This is a genomic window from Mesorhizobium sp. P2_B11 (assembly GCF_056404855.1).
Genome location: NZ_JBFUDF010000008.1, coordinates 103,465 through 127,313, shown reverse-complemented (window position 1 = coordinate 127,313; position 23,849 = coordinate 103,465). Strand labels below are relative to the sequence as shown.

General features: G+C 63.9%; 26 protein-coding genes. 13 read left to right on the top strand and 13 right to left on the bottom strand.

Translation table 11 applies throughout. The annotated features are described in order from the left end of the window. Window positions 1–6: 6 nt before the first annotated feature. Window positions 7–567, bottom strand: coding sequence for a ubiquinol-cytochrome c reductase iron-sulfur subunit (petA, locus tag AC1DYJ_RS25425; RefSeq protein WP_477285317.1), 561 nt, complete (start codon window positions 565–567; stop codon window positions 7–9). 316 nt (window positions 568–883) lie between these two features. On the opposite strand from petA, the gene AC1DYJ_RS25420 reads away from it, so the two are divergent. Next, window positions 884–1,228, top strand: a complete 345-nt coding sequence (locus AC1DYJ_RS25420; protein WP_477285319.1) for a cupin domain-containing protein — start codon at window positions 884–886, stop codon at window positions 1,226–1,228. Between the two features lie 21 nt (window positions 1,229–1,249). Here AC1DYJ_RS25420 and AC1DYJ_RS25415 read toward each other — a convergent pair whose 3' ends face one another. The 4 genes from AC1DYJ_RS25415 to AC1DYJ_RS25400 are packed head-to-tail and all read right to left on the bottom strand — an operon-like array spanning window position 1,250 to window position 5,936. Next, the gene (locus AC1DYJ_RS25415; protein WP_477285321.1) at window positions 1,250–1,561 is read right to left on the bottom strand and encodes a DUF6665 family protein; all 312 of its coding nucleotides are present in this window, start codon (window positions 1,559–1,561) and stop codon (window positions 1,250–1,252) included. A gap of 9 nt (window positions 1,562–1,570) precedes the next feature. After that, window positions 1,571–3,454 (bottom strand): ABC transporter ATP-binding protein, encoded by a 1,884-nt coding sequence (locus AC1DYJ_RS25410; protein WP_477285323.1) that lies wholly within the window; start codon window positions 3,452–3,454, stop codon window positions 1,571–1,573. 10 nt (window positions 3,455–3,464) lie between these two features. Then, on the bottom strand, window positions 3,465–5,357 hold the full coding sequence (locus AC1DYJ_RS25405; protein ID WP_477285325.1) for an ABC transporter ATP-binding protein: 1,893 nt from the start codon (window positions 5,355–5,357) through the stop codon (window positions 3,465–3,467). A 27-nt stretch (window positions 5,358–5,384) separates the two neighbouring features. Beyond that, window positions 5,385–5,936, bottom strand: a complete 552-nt coding sequence (locus AC1DYJ_RS25400) for a hypothetical protein (RefSeq protein WP_477285327.1) — start codon at window positions 5,934–5,936, stop codon at window positions 5,385–5,387. A 282-nt stretch (window positions 5,937–6,218) separates the two neighbouring features. Between AC1DYJ_RS25400 and AC1DYJ_RS25395 the strand changes: the two genes are divergently transcribed. The 3 genes from AC1DYJ_RS25395 (at window position 6,219) to AC1DYJ_RS25385 (ending at window position 7,836) form a co-directional block, all read left to right on the top strand. Next, window positions 6,219–6,677, top strand: a complete 459-nt coding sequence (locus AC1DYJ_RS25395) for a tRNA (cytidine(34)-2'-O)-methyltransferase (RefSeq protein ID WP_477285329.1) — start codon at window positions 6,219–6,221, stop codon at window positions 6,675–6,677. A gap of 246 nt (window positions 6,678–6,923) precedes the next feature. After that, window positions 6,924–7,367, top strand: a complete 444-nt coding sequence (gene soxR / locus AC1DYJ_RS25390; protein WP_477285331.1) for a redox-sensitive transcriptional activator SoxR — start codon at window positions 6,924–6,926, stop codon at window positions 7,365–7,367. A gap of 79 nt (window positions 7,368–7,446) precedes the next feature. Continuing rightward, window positions 7,447–7,836, top strand: a complete 390-nt coding sequence (locus AC1DYJ_RS25385) for a hypothetical protein (protein WP_477285333.1) — start codon at window positions 7,447–7,449, stop codon at window positions 7,834–7,836. 32 nt (window positions 7,837–7,868) lie between these two features. On the opposite strand, the gene AC1DYJ_RS25380 is transcribed toward AC1DYJ_RS25385, so the two are convergent. Next, window positions 7,869–8,126 carry a hypothetical protein gene (locus tag AC1DYJ_RS25380; RefSeq protein WP_477285335.1) on the bottom strand — a complete coding sequence of 86 codons (258 nt, stop codon included), beginning with the start codon at window positions 8,124–8,126 and terminating at the stop codon, window positions 7,869–7,871. A gap of 111 nt (window positions 8,127–8,237) precedes the next feature. On the opposite strand from AC1DYJ_RS25380, the gene hemF reads away from it, so the two are divergent. From hemF to AC1DYJ_RS25365, 3 genes are all read left to right on the top strand, one after another. Then, window positions 8,238–9,152 (top strand): oxygen-dependent coproporphyrinogen oxidase, encoded by a 915-nt coding sequence (hemF, locus tag AC1DYJ_RS25375; protein ID WP_477285337.1) that lies wholly within the window; start codon window positions 8,238–8,240, stop codon window positions 9,150–9,152. A 298-nt stretch (window positions 9,153–9,450) separates the two neighbouring features. After that, the gene (locus AC1DYJ_RS25370; RefSeq protein ID WP_477285339.1) at window positions 9,451–9,711 is read left to right on the top strand and encodes a DUF1344 domain-containing protein; all 261 of its coding nucleotides are present in this window, start codon (window positions 9,451–9,453) and stop codon (window positions 9,709–9,711) included. Between the two features lie 283 nt (window positions 9,712–9,994). Next, on the top strand, window positions 9,995–10,180 hold the full coding sequence (locus tag AC1DYJ_RS25365) for a DUF1059 domain-containing protein (RefSeq protein WP_112561098.1): 186 nt from the start codon (window positions 9,995–9,997) through the stop codon (window positions 10,178–10,180). Between the two features lie 11 nt (window positions 10,181–10,191). On the opposite strand, the gene AC1DYJ_RS25360 is transcribed toward AC1DYJ_RS25365, so the two are convergent. Genes AC1DYJ_RS25360 through AC1DYJ_RS25350 form a run of 3 tightly spaced genes read right to left on the bottom strand, consistent with a single transcriptional unit; the run spans window position 10,192 to window position 12,715 of the window. Further along, complete coding sequence (locus tag AC1DYJ_RS25360) at window positions 10,192–11,457, bottom strand: CCA tRNA nucleotidyltransferase (RefSeq protein ID WP_477285341.1); 1,266 nt, start codon at window positions 11,455–11,457, stop codon at window positions 10,192–10,194. Next, window positions 11,454–12,086, bottom strand: coding sequence for a CoA pyrophosphatase (locus tag AC1DYJ_RS25355; RefSeq protein WP_477285547.1), 633 nt, complete (start codon window positions 12,084–12,086; stop codon window positions 11,454–11,456). Before AC1DYJ_RS25355 ends, AC1DYJ_RS25360 begins: the two co-directional genes overlap by 4 nt. Continuing rightward, window positions 12,086–12,715: a DUF1285 domain-containing protein gene (locus AC1DYJ_RS25350; RefSeq protein ID WP_477285549.1), complete on the bottom strand. Its 630-nt coding sequence runs from the start codon at window positions 12,713–12,715 to the stop codon at window positions 12,086–12,088. Before AC1DYJ_RS25350 ends, AC1DYJ_RS25355 begins: the two co-directional genes overlap by 1 nt. A 147-nt stretch (window positions 12,716–12,862) precedes the next feature. Between AC1DYJ_RS25350 and AC1DYJ_RS25345 the strand changes: the two genes are divergently transcribed. Genes AC1DYJ_RS25345 through AC1DYJ_RS25330 form a run of 4 tightly spaced genes read left to right on the top strand, consistent with a single transcriptional unit; the run spans window position 12,863 to window position 19,716 of the window. Further along, window positions 12,863–13,867, top strand: coding sequence for an AAA family ATPase (locus tag AC1DYJ_RS25345; protein WP_477285343.1), 1,005 nt, complete (start codon window positions 12,863–12,865; stop codon window positions 13,865–13,867). Continuing rightward, window positions 13,867–14,802, top strand: coding sequence for a DUF58 domain-containing protein (locus AC1DYJ_RS25340; RefSeq protein ID WP_477285345.1), 936 nt, complete (start codon window positions 13,867–13,869; stop codon window positions 14,800–14,802). Before AC1DYJ_RS25345 ends, AC1DYJ_RS25340 begins: the two co-directional genes overlap by 1 nt. Next, window positions 14,799–17,624 (top strand): DUF4159 domain-containing protein, encoded by a 2,826-nt coding sequence (locus AC1DYJ_RS25335; RefSeq protein WP_477285347.1) that lies wholly within the window; start codon window positions 14,799–14,801, stop codon window positions 17,622–17,624. The genes AC1DYJ_RS25340 and AC1DYJ_RS25335 overlap by 4 nt, the downstream gene beginning before the upstream one ends. Before the next feature lie 4 nt (window positions 17,625–17,628). Then, entirely contained in the window at window positions 17,629–19,716 is a 2,088-nt protein-coding gene (locus AC1DYJ_RS25330; protein ID WP_477285349.1) for a hypothetical protein, read from the top strand. A 177-nt stretch (window positions 19,717–19,893) separates the two neighbouring features. Here the strand turns inward: AC1DYJ_RS25330 and clpS are convergent, their stop codons facing one another. From clpS to AC1DYJ_RS25310, 4 genes are all read right to left on the bottom strand, one after another. Beyond that, window positions 19,894–20,199, bottom strand: coding sequence for an ATP-dependent Clp protease adapter ClpS (gene clpS, locus AC1DYJ_RS25325; protein WP_477285351.1), 306 nt, complete (start codon window positions 20,197–20,199; stop codon window positions 19,894–19,896). 132 nt (window positions 20,200–20,331) lie between these two features. Next, window positions 20,332–20,670 carry a hypothetical protein gene (locus tag AC1DYJ_RS25320; protein ID WP_477285353.1) on the bottom strand — a complete coding sequence of 113 codons (339 nt, stop codon included), beginning with the start codon at window positions 20,668–20,670 and terminating at the stop codon, window positions 20,332–20,334. 156 nt (window positions 20,671–20,826) lie between these two features. Further along, the gene (locus tag AC1DYJ_RS25315; RefSeq protein WP_477285355.1) at window positions 20,827–21,054 is read right to left on the bottom strand and encodes a hypothetical protein; all 228 of its coding nucleotides are present in this window, start codon (window positions 21,052–21,054) and stop codon (window positions 20,827–20,829) included. A 37-nt stretch (window positions 21,055–21,091) separates the two neighbouring features. Then, a complete protein-coding gene (locus AC1DYJ_RS25310; RefSeq protein ID WP_112561109.1) occupies window positions 21,092–21,394 on the bottom strand; it encodes a hypothetical protein in 303 nt (100 codons plus the stop codon). A 259-nt stretch (window positions 21,395–21,653) separates the two neighbouring features. On the opposite strand from AC1DYJ_RS25310, the gene AC1DYJ_RS25305 reads away from it, so the two are divergent. Next, on the top strand, window positions 21,654–22,370 hold the full coding sequence (locus AC1DYJ_RS25305) for a response regulator (RefSeq protein ID WP_477285357.1): 717 nt from the start codon (window positions 21,654–21,656) through the stop codon (window positions 22,368–22,370). Beyond that, the gene (locus AC1DYJ_RS25300) at window positions 22,367–23,776 is read left to right on the top strand and encodes an ATP-binding protein (RefSeq protein ID WP_477285359.1); all 1,410 of its coding nucleotides are present in this window, start codon (window positions 22,367–22,369) and stop codon (window positions 23,774–23,776) included. The genes AC1DYJ_RS25305 and AC1DYJ_RS25300 overlap by 4 nt, the downstream gene beginning before the upstream one ends. The last annotated feature ends 73 nt before the right edge of the window (window positions 23,777–23,849 follow it).

Below are 23,849 nucleotides of genomic sequence, written 5' to 3'. Positions count from 1 at the left end.
CCTGCCTCAACCGATAAGGATTTTGGTATCGGAAATGAACTTGAATACCGGCACAGCCATGTTTTCCGGCGCCGGGCCTTTGCGGATACGGCCGGCGGTATCGTACACCGAGCCATGGCACGGGCAGAACCAGCCGCCGAAATCGCCTTCCTGGCCGAGCGGAATGCAGCCCAGATGCGTGCAGACCTGCACCATCACCATCCAGGCTTCCTTGCCGGGCGTGGTGCGGTTGGCGTCGGTTGCCGGCGCATCGGCCGGCAGATTGGCGTTGCGGGCGATCGGATCCTTGAGGTCGCCAAGGTTGACCGCCTCGCCGTCCTTCATCTCCTGCTCGGTGCGGTTGCGCACCACGACCGGCTTGCCACGCCATTTGACGATCAGCGACGTGCCAGGGGTCAGCGAGGAAACATCGACCTCGACCGAGGCCAGCGCCAGCGTCGAGGCATCGGGGCGCATCTGGTCGATGAACGGCCAGGCGACGGCCCCTGCGCCGACCACTGCGGCCATGCCGGTGGCGACGTAGAGAAAATCACGACGGTTGGGATCCTGGGTGTCGGTTGCGCTCACGGGTGCCTGATCCTTTCGCCTCTTCCGAGCCGGCGGTCGAGCTTTGTTCCCCGCTCCATCGCGCCGGCCCGACAGCGCATGGCGAACAAGCTAGCGAATTCCTCCGGCATTTGGATTTCGGTTTATGCGTGAAGCCCGTTTTTGTCCAGCGGGGTGAGGCCACAAGGGCAGATTGTCGCGGGGACGAAACACCATGTCAGCCGGCCAGACGTCCAACGGCCAGAAAAGGCGGCTAAACAACAGGGAAATCTCAGCAAATCCTGGGCACCCCGCCCTGTCTCGACAGGACAGCTTGCCGTGATCTAGTCTCGTCGACATGGCACACATCATCGACCTCGAGACCTGGACCAGGACGCCCGGCCGCTGGCAGGGCGAATTGCAACTCGCCGCCCATGGCTCCAACTCTTGCCTGATCTTCAATTACCAGGCGGAGATCGGCGGCGGCCCGCGGCTGCACACCCACCCCTATAGCGAGATCTTCATCATCCGCCAGGGCACCGGCCTGTTCACGATCGGCGACCAGCAGATCGAGGCCACGGCTGGCCAGATCCTGATCGTGCCGCCGAACACACCGCACAAATTCACCAATCTCGGACCCGGCCCGCTCGAATCGACCGACATTCACGAAAACGGCAGTTTCATCACCGAATGGCTGGAATGATCGTTTGCCGGCCGATGATCTCTAGCTGGCGCCGAGCCTGACCAGCACCGCCCTTGGGATGTCGTATTCGCGGATCACCGACTCATGCCGGCGCAAGCCGCAGAGTTCGCGCTGGATGAAATAGGCGTGCACCGCCGCGGCGGCCTCCTTCAGCAACTGCGGGCGATGCTCGTCCTCACTGTTTTCGCGCAGCTTCTTCAGTGTCTCCTCGACACGCTGGCCGGTGCGGCCGAGGGCGGCAGCCTTTTCAGCCAGGATCTCGTGGCCGAGCAGGTCGAGGGCGCTCTCCTGCGCGCTGCTTTGTCCAAAATTCGAAGGCATCCGGACCGACATGATCGCCTTCTACTCCGCCGGCCGCGTCTCTTCCAGCACGCTTTCCTCGTGATAGAGGAAGCCGCCGGATTGCCGTTTCCACAGACGCGCATAGAGCCCGTCCTGCGCCACCAGCTCGTCATGCGTGCCTTGTTCGACGATGCGGCCGCCATCCAGCACCACCAGCCGGTCGAGCGCGGCAATGGTCGACAGCCGGTGGGCGATAGCGATGACAGTCTTGTCCTCCATCAGCTTTGCCAGGTTCTCCTGGATCGCCGCCTCGATGTCGGAATCGAGCGCGGAGGTCGCCTCGTCGAGGATCAGGATCGGCGCGTCCTTGAGGAAGACGCGGGCGATCGCCACGCGTTGGCGCTGGCCGCCTGACAGTTTGACGCCACGTTCGCCGACAAAGGCTTCATAGCCGGCACGGTCCCGGTTGTCGCGCAGGCCAAGGATGAAGTCGTGCGCCTCAGCCTTCTTCGCTGCCGCGATCACCTCGGCGTCGGTTGCATCCGGCATGCCGAGCTTGATGTTGTCGCGCAGCGAGCGGTGGAAGAGCGCGGTGTCCTGGCTGACGACACCGATATTGGCGCGCAGCGAGTTCTGCGTCACATCGGCAACGTTCTGGCCGTCGATGGTGATCGACCCGCCTTCGAGGTCGTAGAGGCGCAAGATGAGGTTGGCGAGTGTCGTCTTGCCGGCGCCCGACGGTCCGACCAGCCCGACCTTCTCGCCCGGCCTGACGACAAGGTTGATGCCGTTCAGCACGCCAAAGCCCTTGCCGTAGTGGAACTCGACATTCTTCACGTCGATGCGGCCGCCGGCCACGACAAGCTCCTTCGCATCGGGCGCATCGACAAGCCCAAGCGGCTGCGAGATCAGCGCCTTGGAGTTTTCCAGTACGCCGAGATTTCGCAATATGCCGTTGAGCTGCATCATCACCCGCCCGAGCAGCATGTTGAGCCGCAGCACCAGCGAGAGCGTGAAGGCGACAGCGCCGACGGTGATCGACCCTTCGACCCAGAGATAGACGGCAAAGCAGCCGATCGCCGTGATCATGATGCCCGACAGCGTCGTCAGCGCCATGCGCACGCCGGTCAGCCGGCGGGTGAATGGCCGCAATGCGTCGAGATAGATGTCGAAGCCATTCCTGATGTAGCGGTCGTCGCCATCGGCCGAGAACAGTTTCAGCGTCTGCACATTGGAATAGGAATCGATGATACGCCCATTGATCATCGAGCCGGCTTCAGCCGTGGCCTCGGCATTCCTGCGGATCGAGGGCAGATAGAGCTTGGCCAGCCAGGCGAAAGCGAGAATCCAGACCACCACCAGCACGGCCAGACGCAGATCGAGCCCGGCGACCAGCGCCAGCGTCGTCACCGTATAGATGAGCATGAACCAGATGACCTCGATGAAGCTCTCCATCAGGTCGCCGGTCGCTTGCCCCGCCTGCCAGACTTTTGTCGCGATGCGGCCGGCGAAATCGTTCTGGAAGAAGGTGTAGGACTGGCGCGACACATGCCGGTGCGCCTGCCAGCGCACCAGATTGTAGAAGCCCGGCGTGATCGTCTGTTCGTTGACCAGCGCCGCCATGCCGACGACCACGGTGCGGATGACCAGCACCACCGCGATCATGAAGACAAGCTCGGGCCCGGCAGCGGCCCACAGCGCGTGCCAGCTGCGTTCGGCGGGAAGCTGGTCGAGAATATCGACCAGCCGCCCGACGAAGTAGAACAGCCCGGCCTCGATCAGCGGCGCGAAGCCGCCGATGACCAGCATGGCGAAGAAGGCGAACTTCGCCTGGCCGACATAGTGCCAGAGGAAGCCGCCGACGCTTGACGGTGGCCGAAGATTCGCTGGCTCCCTGAACGGATAGACCCAGTTCTCGAACCAGCGATAGACGGCTGTCATCATGCTGATGTCATCACTCCGCGGCTTCTCCCTTGGCCACAGCGTCATTGGCGGGGTCCGGGGCTGGATCGGGCGGACCGTCGTCGAGCAGGAACCCGCCCGACTGACGCTGCCAGAGCTGCGCATAGAGCCCGCCGCTGGCGACGAGTTCCTCGTGCGACCCTTCCTCGATGACGCGGCCCTTGTCGAGCACGACAAGCCTGTCCATCGCCGCGATGGTCGACAGCCGGTGCGCAATGGCGATGACGGTCTTGCCTTGCATGAGCTTGTAGAGATTCTCCTGGATGGCGGCCTCGGCTTCGGAATCCAGCGCCGACGTCGCTTCGTCAAGGATAAGTATCGGTGCGTCCTTCAACATAACGCGAGCAATGGCGATGCGTTGCCGCTGGCCACCGGACAATTTGACGCCGCGGTCGCCGACATGAGCGTCGAGCCCTTTGCGTCCAGTGTGGTCCGAAAGCCCGGCGATGAACTCCAGCGCCTCGGCCCGCCCGGCTGCCTCGACAAGCATCTCTTCGGTGGCGTCGGGCCGGCCATACAGGATGTTGTCGCGCACCGAACGGTGCAGCAGCGAGGTGTCCTGCGTCACCATGCCGATCTGCGCCCGCAACGAATCCTGCGTCACCGAAGCTATCTCCTGGCCGTCGATCAGGATCCGGCCGTTCTCGAGGTCGTAGAAGCGCAACAAGAGGTTGACCAGCGTCGACTTGCCCGCACCCGAGCGGCCGACAATGCCGACCTTCTCGCCGGGCTTCACCGTCAGCGACAGGCTCTCGATTACGCCCTTCTGCTTGCCGTAGTGGAAGCGGATATCGTCGAAGCGGATCTCGCCCTTGGTGACGGCAATGTCCTTCGCTCCTGGCCGGTCCTCGACCAGGCGCGGCAACGAGATCGAGGCGATGCCGTCCTGCACCGTGCCGATGTTCTCGAACAGGCCAGACATTTCCCACATGATCCACTGCGACATGCCCCACATCCGGAGCACCAGGCCGATGACCACGGCAACCGCGCCGATCGTCACTGCCTGGCCGAGCCACAGCCACAGCGCCAGCGCCGTCACCGAAAACAGCAGCAGCGCGTTGAGGATGTAAAGCAGGCCGTAAAGCACCGTCACCAGCCGCATCGACTGGTAGACCGTGTCGAGGAAGCCGGCCATCCCCTCTTTGGCAAACGTTGCTTCGCGGCGCGCATGGGAAAACAGCTTGACCGTCTGGATGTTGGTGTAGCTGTCGACGACGCGGCCGGTCATGGTCGAGCGCGCATTGGCCTGCGCCTCGCCGACCTTGCCCAGCTTCGGGATGAAGTAGCGCAACAACCCGATATAGCCGAGCAGCCAGACGCCAAGCGGCGCTGCCAGCCGCAAATCGGCCGAGCCGACGATGAACAGCATGCCAAGGAAATAGACGATGACGTAGTTGAGCACGTCGATCACCTTGATGACACATTCGCGCACGGCGAGCGCCGTCTGCATCAGCTTGGTGGCGATGCGGCCGGCGAACTCGTCCTGGTAGAAGCTCATCGACTGCTTCAGGAGATAGCGATGCACCTGCCAGCGGATGCGCATGGGGTAGTTGCCCATCAGCGTCTGCTGGTTGAGCAGCGAATGAAGCCATACCGTACCCGGCAGCGCGAACAGCACGACGAAGGCCATGCCGGCGAGCTTCCAGCTCTCGGTCTGCAGGAAGGTTTCGCGATTCTGCCCCGACAGCCAGTCGACGATGCGGCCCATGAAGCCGAACATCCACACTTCGGCCACCGCGATCGCCGTCACCAGCACCGCATCGACGATGATGTAGGGCCAGGCGCCTCGTGTATAATGCACGCAGAAGGCAACCAATGTCTTCGGCGGCTCGACCGGTTCCGCTGCGGGGAACGGATCGAGCCTTTTTTCAAACCAGTTAAACATAGGGATGCTCACAAAACTGTTGTCCGCTCACGCGGCACGGGAAAAATCCCCGGACCGCACGACGTCGGGGACCGACGGCCCGGAATCACCCGGGCCATCGGTCCTGCTTCGCGCAATATAGGGACTTGCGGGCTTTTCGCCGACAGACGCGTGCGACTGACCTGACGGCACGCTGCTGCCAGCCCGGTTTTTCGCGCCCGGCCGGATCAGCCGGATGATCCGGCGGACCAGCGACGGTCGGCTGTGGTCGGGAACCGCGCACGAGAAATCGACATCCGGCAGCATGCCGCGATGTGGACGCCGACGCGTCTCGGCGTGGACCGCCGACGAATAGGTCTCGCCGATCAGCAACGCCCAGGTCGCCGTCTTGCGCTCGTGCAGGCTCCTTGAGCCAGGTATTTTGTAGGGATCGAACATCGGTCCATCCTCCGTGTGCAAATAGAGATAGAAAGGCGAAGCAACGTCGTGCGCCGGCATTCGGCCGGAGGCACGGATTGCATCGGTCGGGACGCGAGGGGACACCTCGGTCGGGACGCGTTCAACTGGGGCGTACAGCCCCTTTAACAGTTTGAAAAACATCGCAGGATTCCTTCAACAGCCGAAAACTGGGTTCGGCGGGAATCGGTGCGATCAGATTAAGAAGTCAGGTGAATCGTCGTACCGAAACCGCCAGCAGGCAGGTAAGCCCACGAGAGGGGCGCTGGATGTGCATGGTCATCATGAATTTCCCCTCCATCGGTTCGGGTTGACAATGCTTGCGGTATACTCGACTTCGCAGAAAATGGCCACCCGCAGGTCCAGCAATTTCCAAAACCAGGAGACCGCTGTGGCCGATCTGCCACTTATTAGAAAGACGCGGAAATGAACCACCGTCTCCGCATCGCCCTCTACCAGCCTGACATTGCCGGCAACACCGGGACAATCCTGCGCTTCGCCGCTTGCCTCGGTCTCGGTGTCGATATCATCGAGCCGGCCGGCTTCCCGCTCTCCGACAAAGCACTCAAGCGCGCCGGAATGGACTATCTCGAAATGGCTGCCCTGACCCGGCATGTCGACTGGAACGCCTTCGAGGATTGGCGCCAAGCGAGCGCGCACCGGCTGGTGCTGCTCACCACCAAAGGCGCGACCGCCTACACCGGCTTTGCCTTCGCCGACGGCGACATCCTGCTGTTCGGCCGCGAATCGGCCGGCGTGCCGGATTCTGTCCACCAGGCTGTGGATGCGCGGCTGACGATCCCGATGCAGCCGGGCACGCGCAGCATCAATGTCGCGCTGTCGGTGGCTATGGTTGCCGGCGAAGCCATCCGGCAGCTCGGCTAAAGCAATTCCAGGAAAAGTGTGAAGCGGTTTTCCCGGGAAAAGCGCATAGCGCTTTCCCTTGGGAATTGCGCCAAGACAAAGAGAGGGAGTTGTTCGGCGTTTCTGTGAAACGATGAACGGCTCCATCGGCACGCTGGCAACTTCCGTCATCTTCGTCCAGGCGCACATCGCCTTCTCCGTCGTTTGCACATCCATGTTTTCTTGGCTACAAGCTCAACTTAACTTGAGGTCAAGCGGAAAAGTGAAATGGCTCCGGTGAAGGAATTGACGGTTGGCCAGGTGGCCATGCGCAGCGGCGTGGCGGTGTCGGCGCTGCATTTCTACGAGGCACGCGGGCTGATCCGCAGCCACCGCACATCGGGCAACCAGCGCCGCTATGGCCGCGACGTGCTGCGGCGGGTGGCGATCATCAAAGTGGCGCAGGAGGTCGGCATCTCGCTGGCCGAGATCGGCGCCGCACTTGAATCACTCCCGGAAGGCCGCACGCCGACCCGCGAAGACTGGAACCTGTTGTCGACCGGCTGGCGCGACGACCTCGACCGCAAGATCAGTCAGTTGAAGAAGTTGCGCGACGGCCTGACCGACTGCATCGGCTGCGGCTGCATGTCGATCGACAAATGCCCATTGCGGAACAGGGAAGACCGGCTGAGTGCCGAAGGGCCAGGCGCGAGGCGGCTGGTGCCGCACTGAGCCAATCTACGGTCCGCTGCCCCTCCGGCAATATTCTGACTATAAAGCGTCCGCCCAGTCTTGCCGGGCTCAAATCTGTATGCTTGATATCAGCTGCAATTGGCTTTTGGGGGTAGAGTTGAAATTCTCTTGTAAGATTTTTGGAGCGTTGCTTGCTGCCGTCGCGCTCTCGGCATGCACGCCGAGCGAAGGTGAATGGAATACTGCAAGAACAATGGTTCAGGGCAGCCCTGCAATGTATCGGCAACTGCTTGCGGAATGCATCCGACATGGCGACCAAGCGCCGCTTGCCACCAAGCAGCAAATTGCCAAGTTGATCAATGTCAATGCAGCCAGCGTTTCGAAGGTTTGGTGCGCAAGAACCGCGCGCGCTTTCAAGAGCGGCCGTCTGACCTATGCCGAGATGAAGCGGGCGCATCTCGGAACGGGCGACAGGAGCACATTCATCAAGATCGTCCAAGGCAAATAGTCGAGTACGATCCGCGTCGACGCCGTCGGCGTTCAGTCCGCCGCCGGCAACCGCCGTATCGTGAATTCGATCACATCTCCCGGCCGCTCGAACCAGCTTTCGATCTCGGTCCAGTAGGCCTGCTTCGGGAAGCGCTCGAACCATTCCTTGGCTTTGAGCCGCGCGTCCGAACGCGGCAGCACGAAGGTTTCACGCAAAAAACCGTCGCGCGGCATGCGCTCGCGCTCGGCGCGCGAACGATCGAGCCTTTTCTTCAACCCGTGCAGCGGCGGTCTTGCCGGGGCGCGCATGAAAGAACTCCTGGGCCTGAACCAGATGACACTTGACCCTTGCCCTTAAGAGATTAGGGATCGCGCCCTAAAAAGACGAGTCCTTTGTCGGCTGCGACCGGAGACATGATTTTGGAACGACCAGAAATACCGGCAGGCCTGCCGGCCGACATCGAACAGAAGAAGATGAAGGCCAGGCTCTGGTTCGAGACGCTGCGCGAGCGCATCTGCGCGACCTTCGAGCAGATCGAGCAGGAATTGCAGGGGCCGATGGCCGCCTGGTCGCCCGGCCGCTTCGAAAAGACGCCGTGGGAGCGCGACCAGGGCAAGGGCGGCGGCGGCACCATGTCGATGATGCATGGCCGCGTCTTCGAGAAGGTCGGCGTCCACACCTCGACCGTCTATGGCGAATTCTCGCCCGAATTCAGGAAGCAGATGCCCGGCGCCGAGGAAGACCCGAGTTTCTGGGCCTCAGGCATTTCGCTGATCGCGCATCCCTGGAGCCCCAACGTGCCGGCCGTGCACATGAACACCCGCATGGTGGTGACGTCGCGCCACTGGTTCGGCGGCGGCGCCGACCTGACCCCGGTGCTCGACCGCAACCGCACCGAGGATCACCCCGACACGGTCGCTTTCCACCGCGCTATGCAGTTCGCTTGCGAGAAGAACGCCGCGGTCGCCGACCACCCGAAATTCAAGGCCTGGTGCGATGAGTATTTCTATCTGCCGCACCGCAACGAACCGCGCGGCGTCGGCGGCATCTTTTTCGACTGGCTGCATTCAGGCGAGGACATAGGCGGCTGGAATGCCGATTTGAACTTCGTCCAGGATGTCGGACGTTCTTTTCTTGTCGTCTACGGTCACCTGGTTCGGGCCCATTTCAACGAGAACTGGACGGATGACGACCGCGACGAACAGCTGATCCGGCGCGGCCGTTACGTCGAATTCAACCTTCTTCACGATCGCGGCACCATCTTCGGCCTGAAGACCGGCGGCAATGTCGCCTCGATCCTGTCCAGCCTGCCGCCGGAGGTCAGGTGGCCGTAACAAATCGGTGAGCGAAGCGTGAGCCGCAAAAGCGTCCCATTTGCCGAATCTTGGCATCCAATGTGGCGCGTGGATTATCTTTTTCGTCTAATAGGCAATTGAAATAAAACGACTATTTGTCGTTTCCGGGCCGGGAAGCGCCGGCGGTTCCCGAGAGCAATTCCAGGAAAAGTGCCTAGCGGTTTTCCGTCCGGAATTGCGTCAATGAAGGGTGCCGCGACACGACGCTACCGGACGGCCCTGAACAAGGCGGAGCATTCTCAGGAAACGGATGCCCGCATTTCCAGGAGTACTTACCATGCGAAAGCTCATTGTAACGGCAGCCGCCGCTGCCGTTCTCGCTTCCGGTTCGGTCGCCTTTGCCGCGGTCAAGCACACCACGGGCACGATCAAAACCTATGATGGAACGGCCATGAGCCTTGTTCTGGACGATGGATCCACCTTTACGCTGCCCAAGACCTTCAAGGATCCTGGCCTGAAGGCCGGCGAAAAGGTCCGCGTTTCATGGGACATGAGCGGCAAGAACAAAGTTGCCGAGTCCGTCAAAATCGTGAAGTGACGGCCCTGTCGGGACAAGACCGACTTGGTCTTGACCGAGGCGTAGAGAGGCGGAGCAGCGCTGCTCCGCCTTTTTCGTCTGCATGTCACCCAAAAATGACCTCGGTTTTGGGAGAATGACATGCATGAAATCAAAGGCGGCAACCAAAACCGCCGAACCGTGTTATGCTTGTTCCCCCGTACGTGCCCCCAAAACCGACTGCTGCGAAGGGCGCGAAACAAGGTTGCGGAGCTTCGTGTGCCCATGAGAGGCGCAGGCTTCCAGGAGGAAAGGAGAAAATCCCATGAAGGAATTCCATTGCGGCTCGCTGGTCCCCGGCTGTGAGTGGCACACCCGTGCCGATGAGGAAGCCGAGGTGATGCGCCGCGCCGTCGACCATATGCGCGAGACGCATGGCGAAACTGTCATCCGCGAGACGATGATCGAAGCGATCCGTTCGCGCATCGAGAAGGTTCGCGACGCGGCCTGAGTAACCTACGCTTATTGGGCCTTCAGGGCCTCCGCGGCGCGCTCAAGCAGCGCGTCGCGATCGAGCGCAAAGCCTGAGCCGATCCATTCCTTTTCGAGGTTTTTCAGGATCGCGCCGAGTTTCGGCCCCGGCGACGCGCCAAGCGCTGTCAGATCGGCGCCCTTGACCTGAAACACCGGTTTTTCCCATTTTCCAGCGAAAGCCAGCAGGCGCGAAAAGCCGCCAGCCTGGATCATTGCGTCATTGTCCTCGACAGCGCGCGCCCTTGCCGAGGCGAGCGACAGCCGAAGGCGATCGACAAAACCCTGACGGTCGCCGGAATAAAGCTTTTTGGCCAGTTCCGCTTCGCTCGTCCTGGGCTCGATCGCAGCCGTCAGCGCCCAATGCCGCAGGCGCTCCGCTTCATTGGTGGACAGTTTCAGCCGCTCCGCCAACACCTTCATCCGCGTCGCATCGGGCGGCACGATGGCCTCCAGCCGGAGCAGCGGATCCGGCGCCCAGCCCAGATCCTTCTCGGTCTTGGTCAGTCCGTGAATGGCATCGATGCCCCATTTCTCGCTTTCCGGCAGGGCGCTGGTGAGCACGCCGGCCTGGCGCATCCACAGCAGCGCGCGCGACGGATCGGGGGCCGCCAGCAACTTCTTCAGTTCGGACCAGATGCGCTCGGCCGAGAGCTGGCCGAGCCCTTCCTTGAGCCGGGCGCAGGCTTTCAGGCCCTCGGCATCGGGCCGGCCTTCGCCATACCAGGCGAAGAAGCGGAAGAAGCGCAGGATGCGCAAATAGTCCTCGCGGATGCGCTGCTCGGCATCGCCGATGAAGCGCAGCCGGCGCGCTTCGATATCTGCAACGCCACCAACCAGGTCGATGACCGTGCCGTCGGCCTCGGCATAGAGCGCGTTGATGGTGAAATCGCGCCGTTCGGCATCGGCCTTCCAGCCGCGGCCGAACGACACTTTGGCGCGGCGGCCGTCGGTCTCGATGTCGGCGCGCAGCGTGGTGATCTCATAGGGCGTGCCGCCGGCGATCACCGTCACCGTCCCGTGCTCGATGCCGGTCGGCACCGCCTTGAACCCCGCCGCTTCGGCGCGACGGATGGTTTCCTGCGGCAGGCACGTGGTGGCGATGTCAATGTCGGCGACCGGCTGGCCGATCAGCGCATTGCGCACCGCGCCGCCGGCGATACGGGCTTCTTCACCGCCTTGCGCCAGCACGGCAAGCAGCCGCTGAAGATGTTTTCCGCCGAGCCAGTCTGCTTTGCCCGCGATCGAAACCTTCACGCATAAAGCCTTTCATAGAGCGTGCGGATGATGCCGGCGGTGACGCCCCAGATGCGCTGGCCGCCATAGGGCATATCGTAGAAGAACCATTCGAGATCGTTCCACATGCGGCTGTCCCTGGTGTGATTGGCCGGATCCATCAGGAACGAAAGCGGCACTTCGAAGGCGGCATCGACCTCATCGGCATTCAGCGACAGCGTAAAGCCGGGCTGCACGATCGCCAGCACCGGGGCGATGCGATAACCGCTGCCGGCGACATAGTCGGGCATGCGGCCGATGATCTCGACGCGGTCCTGGCTGAGCCCGATCTCCTCGAAAGTCTCGCGCAGCGCAGCTGCTTCCGGTGTCGGATCGGTCGGATCGATGGTGCCGCCGGGGAAAGCCACCTGGCCCGAATGGCTGCGCAGCTTTTCCGCACGCTTGGTCAAAAGCACGGTCGCATCGCGCCCGTGATCGACGACCGGGATCAGCACCGCGGCATCGCGCAGCGCCTTCAGCTGCTTCAACCGGGGATGGCCTGGGTTGAAGCGATGGTCGCCATAGTCGTCCCCGGCATGGGTTTCTGCTTGCGCGGCGACGCGCGCCCGAAAATCAGCTGTGGAAAACGCTGCCGGCGTCACCTGGTCCATCATGCGCTCAGCCGCTTCAGTTTTTCCGCCGGCATGATCGGATAGATCTCGCCTTTCGAACGCACGGCAAACATCGTCCTGCCGTCGATGTCGATTTCCTCGCCATGCTCGACCAGTTCGTACATCACCGGCCGCGCCACCAGCGCTTCCAGGCGCCCGCGCACCAGCACATAGGGTTTTAGCCCGCCGGTCTCGTCCTCGTCGACGAAGCGCAGCGGATGGCCGGGCCCGGCCTCGACGACATCGCCGACATTGGTGCGGAACGTGATGATTTGCTCGGCGCCGGCGCCGGAAACGTCCATTTCGACGGCAATGAACGGCGCATCGACGACGCGGATGCCGACCCGTTCGACCGGCGTCACCAGATAGGTCCTGCCATCCTCGTCCTTGCGCAGCACTGTGGAAAACAGCTGAACCAGCGGCATGCGGCCGATCGGCGTGCCGAGATAGAACCAGGTTCCGTCCTGTTTGATCTCCATGTCGAGATCGCCGCAAAACTCGGGATTCCAGCGCTCCACCGGCGCCGCGCCCTTGCCGGCGCGGGTGGCGCGCGAGATCAGCGCCTCGAGACCGCGCGCCTCTGTGGCACCGGTAAGGCTTTGTTCGCGATGTTCGGAGCGTTCCGTCATGGTCACGAAATAGTCACTGTTGTTCCGCTTGTCAGCCTAAGTCTGTGATTTAAGTTGAAATGCAGGCGCCAGGCGAGGCCGAATCGCGGCATTCTGCGGCACTGCTACAGTGCAAGCCGGTACTTCCAGCACAAGGATCGAAGCGGCATGAGCGTGATGGTCAAGGAAAGCCCGATCAACGAAAAGGACATGATCGCCCAGGCGGAGGCGGCGCTGGCCGATATTTCGAGGGTTCGCGACGGTGTCGGCCGCGTCATCTTCGGCCAGGAAGCGGTGGTCGAACGCACGCTGGTGGCGCTGCTCGCCGGCGGCCATGCGCTGCTGGTCGGCGTGCCCGGCCTTGCCAAGACCAAGCTGGTCGAGACGCTCGGCGTCGTGCTCGGCCTCGATTCGCGCCGCATCCAGTTCACCCCCGACCTGATGCCGTCCGACATTCTTGGCTCCGAAGTGATGGAGCAGGACGAGGCCGGCAAGCGCTCCTTCCGCTTCATCTCCGGCCCGATCTTCGCGCAATTGCTGATGGCCGACGAGATCAACCGCGCCTCGCCGCGCACCCAGTCGGCGCTGTTGCAGGCGATGCAGGAATATCACGTCACCATCGCCGGCATTCGCCACGACCTGCCGGCACCCTTCCATGTGCTGGCGACGCAGAACCCGCTGGAGCAGGAAGGCACCTATCCCCTGCCCGAGGCGCAGCTCGATCGCTTCCTGATGCAGGTCGATATCCTCTATCCCGAAATCGAGGCCGAGCGCCGCATCCTGCTTGAGACCACCGGCATCGAGGACGCCAAGGCGCAAAACGTCCTGCAGCCCGTGCGGCTGAAAGAGATCCAGACGCTCATCCGCCGCATGCCGGTGCCCGAAAGCGTCGTCGACGCAATCCTCAAGCTGGTGCGCTCGGCGCGCCCCGGCCAGGGCAATGCCGAGACCGACAAACATGTCGCCTGGGGCCCGGGCCCGCGCGCCAGCCAGGCGCTGACGCTTTGCGCCCGCGCGCGTGCGCTTTATGATGGACGGCTGGCGCCGTCGGTCGACGACATCCGCGCACTGGCCGAGCCTGTGCTGCAGCACCGCATGGCGCTGACCTTCGCCGCCCGCGCCGAGGGCACGACCGTGCGTGACGTGGTGGCGAAACTGGCCAAAGGCATCTGATGGCGCGTATCGGCGAAGTCCAGGCACCGGCAGCGACGCGCGACGCGCTCGCCAGAGGCCGGTTGCGGGCTTCGCTGGTGCCGGACCTGCTGGTCGAGGCGCGCCGCATCGTCAACACGGTGATTGCCGGCTGGCATGGCCGCCGCAAGCGCGGCATCGGCGAGAATTTCTGGCAGTTCCGCCCCTATGTCGAAGGCGATTCCTCGCGCATCGACTGGCGCCGCTCGGCCCGCGACGACCATACCTATGTGCGCGACCGCGAATGGGAAGCGGCCCATACGGTGTGGCTGTGGGCCGACCCCTCGCCTTCCATGCTCTACAAATCGACCGGCGCCAGCGTTTCCAAGGAATCGCGCGCGCTGGTGCTAGCGCTGGCCATGGCCGAATTGCTGTCGCGCAGCGGCGAACGCATCGCCTGGCCGGGCCTGACTGATCCCTTCACAGCCCGCAACGGCGCCGAGCGCATCGCAGCGCAATTGATGCACGCCGCCGACCCACCGGGAAAGCCTGATCTTTCCAACATCCGCCGCTTCTGCGACATCGTCATCGTCAGCGATTTCCTCGATCCGGTCGAGGAGACCATGGCCTGGCTCGACGTGCTGGCGCGCCATGGCGTGCGCGCGCATCTGATCGAGGTCGCCGATCCGGCCGAGGAGACTTTCCCTTACGCCGGCCGCACCGAATTCACCGATCCCGAGACCGGCGACAAGCTGACCGCCGGCCGCGCCGAAATGCTCGGCGACGAATATCGCCTGCTCTACACCGCCCGCCGCCAGGAGCTGGCCGGATGGTGCAAGCGCCTCGGCTGGAGCTATACGGTCAACCACACGGATCGCCTCGCCTCCGAGGCGCTGGTGCGCATCCATTTGGCGATGACCGCCGATGGCTTCGCCGGGCCGGCCGCTAGCGGCCGTGCCGGAAAGGCCGGCGCATGAGCTGGTTGCCGCTCTCCTTCGGCGCTCCCATGGTGTTGTGGGGCCTTTTGGCGCTGCCGGTGATCTGGTGGCTGCTCAGGCTGACGCCGCCCAAGCCGCAGACCGAAGTGTTTCCGCCGCTGAAGATCCTCGCCCGGGTGCTGAAGCGCGAGGAAACGCCGCAGCAGAGCCCATGGTGGCTGACGCTGCTTCGCCTGCTGATGGCAGCCCTTGTCGTCGCGGCCTTGGCCGAACCCGTATTCAACCCGCGCGAAAAGCTGCCGGCCGAGGGTGCCGCCCTGGCGCTTGTCATCGACAATGACTGGGCAAGTGCCGCCGACTGGGGCAAACGCGTCGCCACCGCCCAGCGGCTGATCGCCGATGCCGGCTCGAACGGTGTTCCTGTCGTCATCGCCTTCACTGCCGAAAAACCGAATGCCGAAATCGGACCCTTCGACGCCGCGGCCGCTCTCGACCGGCTGCGCGCGGCCAAACCGCGACCGATCCCGACCGACCGTCCCGCCGTCTATGCCCGCGTCGCCGGCGTGCTGGAGACCTTGCCTGGCGCCAGCGTTGCCGTGCTGGCCGACGGCCTTGCGGCAAAAGGCGACGAGGCCGCCTTCAACACGCTGCTGTCGCAAAATGCCGCCCGTGTCGTCTGGGCTAGCTCCGACCGCCTGGCGCTGACCGGGCTGACCGGCGCCGAGAACCAGGTCGACGGCTTCGCGCTGACCGCCATTCGCGCACCCGGCGATCCGGCGCCGGCACAGGTCACCGCCGGCGCCTTCGACGACAAGGGCCGCCGTATCGCCGATGCAACGCTGACTTTCGCACCCGGCGAGACCACCGCCACGGGCACGATGGCGGTTCCGTTCGAACTGCGCAACGACTTCGCCTCGATCGCGCTTGATGGCGAGCGCCAGGCAGGTGCGGTACGCGTGCTCGACGAAAGCTCGAAGCGCCGCCGCGTCGGATTGTTGTCGCAGGCCGAGGCCGACCAGGCGCAGCCGCTTCTGTCGCCGCTCTACTACATCAGGCGCGCGCTGCAGCCCTTCGCCGACCTGGTCGAACCGTCGAGCGCCGACCTCGCCGACGCCATCCCGCAGCTCCTCGACCAGAAGCCGGCGATGATCGTCATGGCCGATATCGGCACCATTCCGCCGCAGGTCCATCAGCGGCTGGTCGACTGGGTCGACAATGGCGGCACGCTGGTGCGCTTCGCCGGGTCGCGGCTGGCCGCCGCCGGCAATGACGATGATCTTTTGCCGGTCAGACTGCGCACCGGCGAACGCTCGCTCGGTGGCTCCCTGTCATGGACGACGCCGCAGCCGGTGACCGAATTCCCGAAGAACGGCCCCTTTGCCGACCTCGCGCCGCCGGCCGAAGTCACGGTGAGCCGGCAGGTCCTGGCCGAGCCGACGCCCGACATCGTCGAGCGCACCTGGGCGACGCTTGCCGATGGCACGCCGCTGGTGACCGGGTTGAAGAAGGGCAAGGGCACGCTCGTCCTATTCCACGTCACGCCGGAGGCGACGTGGTCGACCCTGCCGATCTCCGGCAGCTTCGTCGAAATGCTGCGACGTATCGTGCAGCTGTCGCGCAACCAGGGCGCGGCGGTCGCCAATGCCGAAGCCGCCGCGACATCGCTCGCGCCCTACCGCATGATCGCCGCCGACGGCACGCTGGTGCCGCCGACGCCCGATGCCCGGCCGCTGGTGCCCGTCGCCGGTCCGCTGCCGGTGACGTTCGAGAACCCGCCCGGCCTCTACGGCTCGGAAACCGGCGTCTTCGCCCACAATCTGCTCGATCCGGCCACCGCCTTCGCACCGCTGGTGCGGCCGCAATTCACCGTGCCGGTGACCAATATCCAATATGCTTTCGATGAATCGCGCGACCTCAAGGGTCCGCTGGTGACCGCGGCACTCGTGCTGATGCTGCTCGACACGCTTGCGGTGTTCTGGATGGGCGGGCTGTTGTCGCGCCGGCCACGCCGCACCCGCACGGCTGCGGCAACGACGGCAGCACTTCTGCTCGGCCTCGGCATGCTGTTTGGCCATGCCGACCTCGCCCGCGCCGACGATGCCAAACCGGGCGACGCCGCGGCCATCGAGGACATTGCCAAGACCCGCATCGCCTATGTGCTGACCGGAGTGCCCGGCGACGATTCGATCAGCCGCGCCGGGCTCGAAGGCCTGACCCGCTTCCTGATCGAGAAGACCGCGCTCGAGCCGGGCGCGCCGGCGGGCGTCGACATCTCGAAGGACGAGCTGTCCTTCTATCCGCTGATCTATTGGCCGATCGACCCCTCCGCCCCGATGCCGAGCGAGGCCGCGATCGCCCGCATCGACGCCTATATGCAGCAGGGCGGCACGGTGCTGTTCGACACCCGCGACCAGTTCGCCAACGGCATCGGCGCGGATTCGGCGAGCCCGGCGACGGAACGCTTGCGCGACATCCTCGGCAATCTCAATGTGCCACCGCTGGAGCCGGTGCCTGCCGACCATGTGCTGACCAAATCCTTCTTCATCCTGCCCGAATTTCCCGGCCGCTTCGCCGGCAGCCCGCTCTGGGTCGAAGCCTCGCTTGACGCCAGCAATGCCGAGAACCGGCCGGTGCGCGTCGGTGACGGCGTCTCGCCGATCCTGATCACCGCCAATGATTTTGCCGGCGCCTGGGCCGTCGACGAGAACGGCGATCCGCTGTTGCCGACCGTGCCGTCGGACCCGATGCAGCGCGTCTATGCACTACGCGCCGGCGTCAACATCATGATGTACATGCTGACCGGCAACTACAAATCCGACCAGGTGCACGTGCCCATCCTGCTCGAACGGTTGGGGCAGTAAGATCATGAACTGGTCGATCTCCTTCGAACCGCTGCTGTCCTGGCCCTTGCTGGCTTTGGTGCTGGTGCCGCTGCTGTTGCTGGCGGCCGTCGGCCTGTGGTTTCGCCAGCGCGGCGCGATCTTCCGCTTTGCAGCACTTGTTGCGCTCGGCGCTGCGCTTCTCAACCCGGTGTTTCTCGACGAGGAGCGCGAAGCGCTGAAAAGCGTCGTTGCCGTCATCGTCGACCGTAGCCAGAGCCAGGACATCGGCGGCCGAACCAAACAGACAGACGAAGCGCTGGCAGGGTTGCAGCAGCGCCTTGGCCGCTTCAAGCAGTTCGACGTGCGTGTCGTCGAGGCCGGCAAGTCCGAAGCCGCCGAGGAGCGCACCGAAACCAAGCTTTTCGCAGCCCTCGAAGGCGCCTTCCGCGACGTGCCGCCCTCGCGCATCGGCGGCGCCATCATGATCACCGATGGCGAGGTGCATGACGCGCCGCCGGCCGCCTCCGACTTCAACGCCCCGCTGCATGCGCTGATCACCGGCAATGAGCACGAGAAGGACCGCCGTATCCGCTTCGAGAATGCGCCGCGCTTCGGCCTGGTCGGCAAGCCGCTCGACATGACCTACCGCGTCATCGCCACCGACGGCGAAACCGGCCCGGTCGATGTTCGCGTCTCGGTCAATGGCGAGCAGGTCGCGGTCGAAGAAGCGACCATCGGCCAGGCGATGCCGCTGCAGGTGACCATTCCCGGCGCCGGTCGCAACATCGTCGAACTCTCCATCGACCGCGAGCCGGGCGAACTGACCGAAGCCAATAACCGCGCCATCGCGCTGATCGACGGCATCCGCGAAAACCTGCGCGTGCTGCTGGTTTCGGGCGAGCCGCATGCCGGCGAGCGCACCTGGCGCAATCTGCTGAAGTCGGACGCTTCGGTCGATCTCGTCCATTTCACCATTTTACGGCCGCCGGAAAAACAGGATGGCACGCCGATCAACGAATTGTCGCTGATCGCCTTCCCGACGCGTGAACTGTTCGTCGAGAAGATCAAGGATTTCGACCTCATCATTTTCGACCGCTACCAGCACCGCGATGTGCTGCCGATCCTCTATTACGACTACATCTCCGAATATGTCGAAAAGGGCGGCGCGCTGTTGATCGCCGCCGGGCCGGAATATGCCGGCGACGCCTCGATCGCGCGCACGCCGCTGATGTCGTCGCTGCCGGCGATGCCGACCGGCGAAGTCATCGACAAGGCCTTTTATCCGCGCCTCACCGATGTCGGCCAGCGCCATCCGGTGACGCGCGGGCTCGACGGCTCGGCGACGGAGCCACCGCATTGGAGCCGCTGGTTCCGCACCATCGGCGTGCAGAATCCCGAAGGCGAAGTGGTCATGAAGGGCGCCGACAACCGTCCCCTGCTTCTGCTCGACCACAAGGGCGAAGGCCGCGTCGGCATGCTCCTGTCCGATCAGGGCTGGCTGTGGGCGCGCGGCTTCGAGGGCGGCGGCCCGCATGTCCAGCTCTACCGCCGCATCGCCCATTGGCTGATGAAAGAACCCGAGCTCGAGGAAGAGCGGCTGACCGCCGACGGACGCGGCATGGTGCTGGAAATCCGCCGCCAGACGATGAGCGACGACCCCGGCTCGGCCCAGGTCATCACCCCGTCGGGCAAGGCGCTGATCGTCAAGCTGGAAAAATCCGAGCCCGGCGTGTTTCTCGGCAGCATCGAGACGCGTGAGATCGGCCTCTACCAGATCGGCAATGGCGACCTGACCGCACTCGCCCATGTCGGCCCGGTCAACGCGCCGGAATTCTCCGACGTCATCTCCACCGAAGACCGGCTGAAGGCGCCGGCGGAAGCCACGGGTGGCAGCGTGCGCCGGCTTGCGGCGTCCTCGACGCTTGGCCAGCTCACCGGCGGTGTCGCCCTGCCCTCCATCGTCCCGGTCCGCGCCTCGGGTGCGGCCTCGGGCGCGGACTGGATCGGCCTGCGCACCACCGACGACAGCGTGCTCAAAGCCGTTTCGCGCGTACCCCTGTTCGGCGGCTTCCTCGGCCTCGGCCTGCTGCTGCTGGCCATGGGCGCGATGTGGTTCAGAGAGGGACGGTGAGAGCCTTTTCCTTCTCCCCGTTCACGGGGAGAAGGTGCCCGAAGGGCGGATGAGGGGCAGCGCCGACGTGATGTGATTGGCGATCTCCACAGCCTGCCCAAGTGCACTTTCGTCAGCCTCAGCGCCGCCCCTCATTGTCCTGCCGGACATTTCTCCCCGTAAACGGGGAGAAAGAAGCTACTCCTCCGGCTCCGTCGTAAACAGCAGCGGATAGCCTTTCGCCTTGCCGGCGTCTGTCGCCCGTGTCGCCTTGGTCTCGGCGACATCCCGCGTGAACACGGCGACGACGCAGACGCCGCGCTGGTGGGCGGTGATCATCACCCGGCGCGCCTGGTCTTCGCTGAGCTTGAACTCACCCTTCAGCACCGTCACCACGAATTCGCGCGGCGTGAAATCGTCATTGACGAGGATGACCTTGTAGAGCTTCGGCCGCTCGGTCTGCGGCTTGGTCTTGGTGCGGGGCTTGGAGGTGATCTCAGGCATGGGGAACCGTCATCGCGCCAGGGTCGCTCTCACTTTGTCATGGGGGAAAGCGGTCGTCCATTTTGATCGGCGCGCAAAACCGGCTTCCCGGGGGTGCTGCCGTTCACAAATTTAGGAACAGTTTGGTGCCGTTCAACGGCCCTGACGATCGATGGCGCGACGGCCTTGGAATTCGCGCGCGGCGTGCGGGCCGAAGCCGGAGGCCTTGCGCTCCATCCATGCTCTCGCAAGCCATCCGGCGAGACAGATGACCGTAAAGCCGCTGAGCAGGGAAAGCAGCAGGCTTTGCAATGGCGTGACATATTGCCAGCCGGCGGAGATCAACGGCGCAAACGAGGACGGCTCGGTGCGGCCGCTTGCCGGGTCGGGCACCGGGCTCGCTGTGAACTGAATCAGAAGTCTCACCACGGCCGAGGCCAGGAGACCGCCAATGGTCATCGAACGCAATATGTACGAAAGCCGCTTCTTCATGCGAGCTGTCCTAGCGGACCGGCATTGCAAACGGGTTAAAGTCCTGGGTGGCCGGCACCCATCAACGGGTAATCATGACAACTCATGCGACAAGGCCGCTCCAGCCGGGGGGACTGGAGCGGCCTTGTACCAGACAAGCCTGTTGGCTGTCTGAAATCAGGCCTTCGGAGCGTCCTTCTTGACGACCTTCTTGGCCTTCTTGTGCTTCTTGACGGGCTTCTTGGCGACGACCTTCTTCACCGGGGGCTTGGCGGTCGTGGTCGCCGGAGCAGCCGTCGTGGCAGCCGGAGCAGCGGTCGTGGTGGCAGCGGCGTTGCCCAGGGCCGGCATTGCGAAAGCGAGAGCGACGGCGAGACCGGTGGCGGAGAGGATGGACTTTTTCATGGCTTCATTTCCTTTTTGGTGCGGGTCGGTTTGAGTGTCACTGAACCGGGTCGATCGGTGTCACTCCAAGCAGCTTCAAAGCGTTCGCGAGCATCCGGATACCCTGTGCCTGTTTCTTGTTGGCGCAGAACCGGTTTCCCTTTCTTTGCAGTGCTTTCGCCGCGGTGACCTGCGTTGCCGCGGCATGGGTTTCGAGGGCTTCGTCTACCTGGCGATTGAGATCGATGCAGCGCTCGCTCCTTGTGATCGGCGTCACCTTTGCGCTGGAGGCTGCGACCGCGGCCGTGACGAGCGAAATGCTGAACAGCGCACCCATCAAGCTGATCGTGAACCTGTGCATCGGTAATGTCCGTTACTCCGGAGACTTCGCGTCGCAGCCGATGTCCTGACCGCCACGGCACCCTTTATGCCCTTGATTTTTTTCGTGAGTTTTTCCGAACTATAGAATTTTGTTTCTGGATTGTTTCTGGCAAAGCCGATGCCGGGCGATCATCGCCGCTGGCCAACATGTGGCCAGAATTCTATCGTGTGGGTGACGCCACAGAAGCAGACTCAAGAAGGCAGCCACCGCCTGCCCGGCCAACAAAGACAGGATCGCCGTGAAATCCGATGCGCACATACTGATCGTCGACGACGACAAGGGCATACGCGACCTGCTTCAGGAGTTCTTCCAGAAGCGCGGCCTGCGCACCACGGTTGCCGCCGACGGCATCGAGATGGAAGACATCCTGCGCCGCACGCAGGTCGACCTTATCGTTCTCGATGTGATGCTGCCCGGGAAAAGCGGGCTGGAGCTCTGCCGCGACCTGCGCGCCAGCTACTCCACACCGATCATCATGCTGACGGCGGTCACCGAAACCACCGACCGCGTCGTCGGCCTCGAAATGGGCGCCGACGACTATGTGCCGAAGCCTTTCGATCCGCGCGAGCTGCTTGCCCGCATCCGCGCCGTGCTGAGGCGCAATGGTACGGCCGAGCCCAAGCGCGCCAGCACCAAGCAGATCTACCACTTCGCCGGCTGGACGATGGACTGCTCGCGCCGCCGGCTGATGGCGCCCGGCGACGTCAGGGTCGAGCTGACCATGGCGGAGTTCAACCTGCTTCAGACCTTCGTCAAAAGCGCGCAGCGCGTGCTTACGCGAGACCAGCTCATCGAACTTTCCGGTGGCGACAGCGACTATTCCTTCGATCGCAGCATCGACATTCTGGTCAGCCGTCTCAGGCGCAAGATGGAAGACGACCCCAAGACGCCGAAACTGATCCTGACCGTGCGCAGCGGCGGCTACCAGTTCCTGCCAGAGACCACCTCCGAATGAGACGCTTCCTGCCGCAAACCCTGCCGGTCTGGGTTTTGCTCATCGTCATTGCCGGCCTGCTGATCAGCCAGGTGGCGACGCTGTACATCGTCTCGCGCGACCGTGCCGTCGCCAATGACGAGGTCGATCTCTATCGGTTGAATGATCGCGCCTATTCGCTGGTGCAGCTGATGCATGACGACACGCCCGAACAGCGCAAGCTGACGGCGTCCGGCCTGTTCAACGCCACCTATGCGCTCACCGTTTCGGACACGCCCGCGGTCACCTCGTCGATCGCCGGCGACGACGAACTGGCCGAGCTCGAGGACATTCTGGTCGGTCGGCTGTCGAAATTCGGCATCACCGACGCCCGCGTCCGGCGCGATCCGGCATCGCAGGCAACCAACGCGCCAGGCGGCGTGGTGCTCACCAAGGATGTCGGCGCGGTGGAGCGCGACCTCCTGGGATTGGCGGCGAGCTTCGCCCAGAGCGACAAGCTGACGGCATCGGTCCGCTTCGCCGACGGCCAATGGCTGAACTTCACCGAGCCCAACACGCCGGTCGGGCCGATATTGAGCTTCGACAGCCTGCCGCTCTATTCGCTGATCGCGGCCCTGGTGGTGATCATGTCGATCTGGTCGCTGCGCCGGCTGACGGCGCCCTACCGGATGATGGAAACGGCGGTCAACCGGATCGGCACGGATCTGAAGAGCCCGCCGATCGCCGAGACCGGCAGCCGCGAGATCCGCGCCGCGGCGAAAGCCGTAAACGCCATGCAGGTCCGGCTGCGCGACTATGTCGAGGATCGCGAACACCTTGCCGCCGCCCTCGCCCACGATTTGCGCACGCCACTGACCCGAATGCGGCTGCGCCTTGAACTGTTGCGCAAATCGACGGCGCGCGAGGCGCTGGCGCACGACCTCGCCGACATCGAGAGCATCGCCAGCTCCGTCATCGACTTCGCCACTTTCGAAGTCACCGAGGAGAAGAGCGAACGGATCGATTTCTGGTCGCTGGTGGAATCGATCGCCGACAGTTTCGAAGACGTCTCGTTCGACCATGACGGCGCCAGACCCCGCGGCATGATCTGCATGGCGCGGCCGGTGGCGCTGAAGCGCTGCGTCAACAATCTGGTCCAGAATGCCGTGACCTACGGCAAGAAGGCGCATCTCAGCCTACGCCAGTCGGACGATGTTATCACGCTGGTCATCCGCGACGAAGGACCGGGCATTCCGCAGGCACAGCTCGACCAGGTGTTCGGTTCCTTCGTGCGGCTGGAACAGTCGCGCAACCGCCAGACCGGTGGCCTCGGCCTCGGCCTGACCATTGCCCGCAACATTGCGCGTGCCGCCGGCGGCGAAGTCCACCTCTCCAACCATCCCGGCGGCGGCCTGCAAACGGAACTGCGCCTGCCACTGGCAGTATAAGGCAGCAGGCTACCGTCTCGGTGAGCGACAGGCTGGATCGGGCCGCCCTCCCTTGCAATAGTGCCGCCGCTCT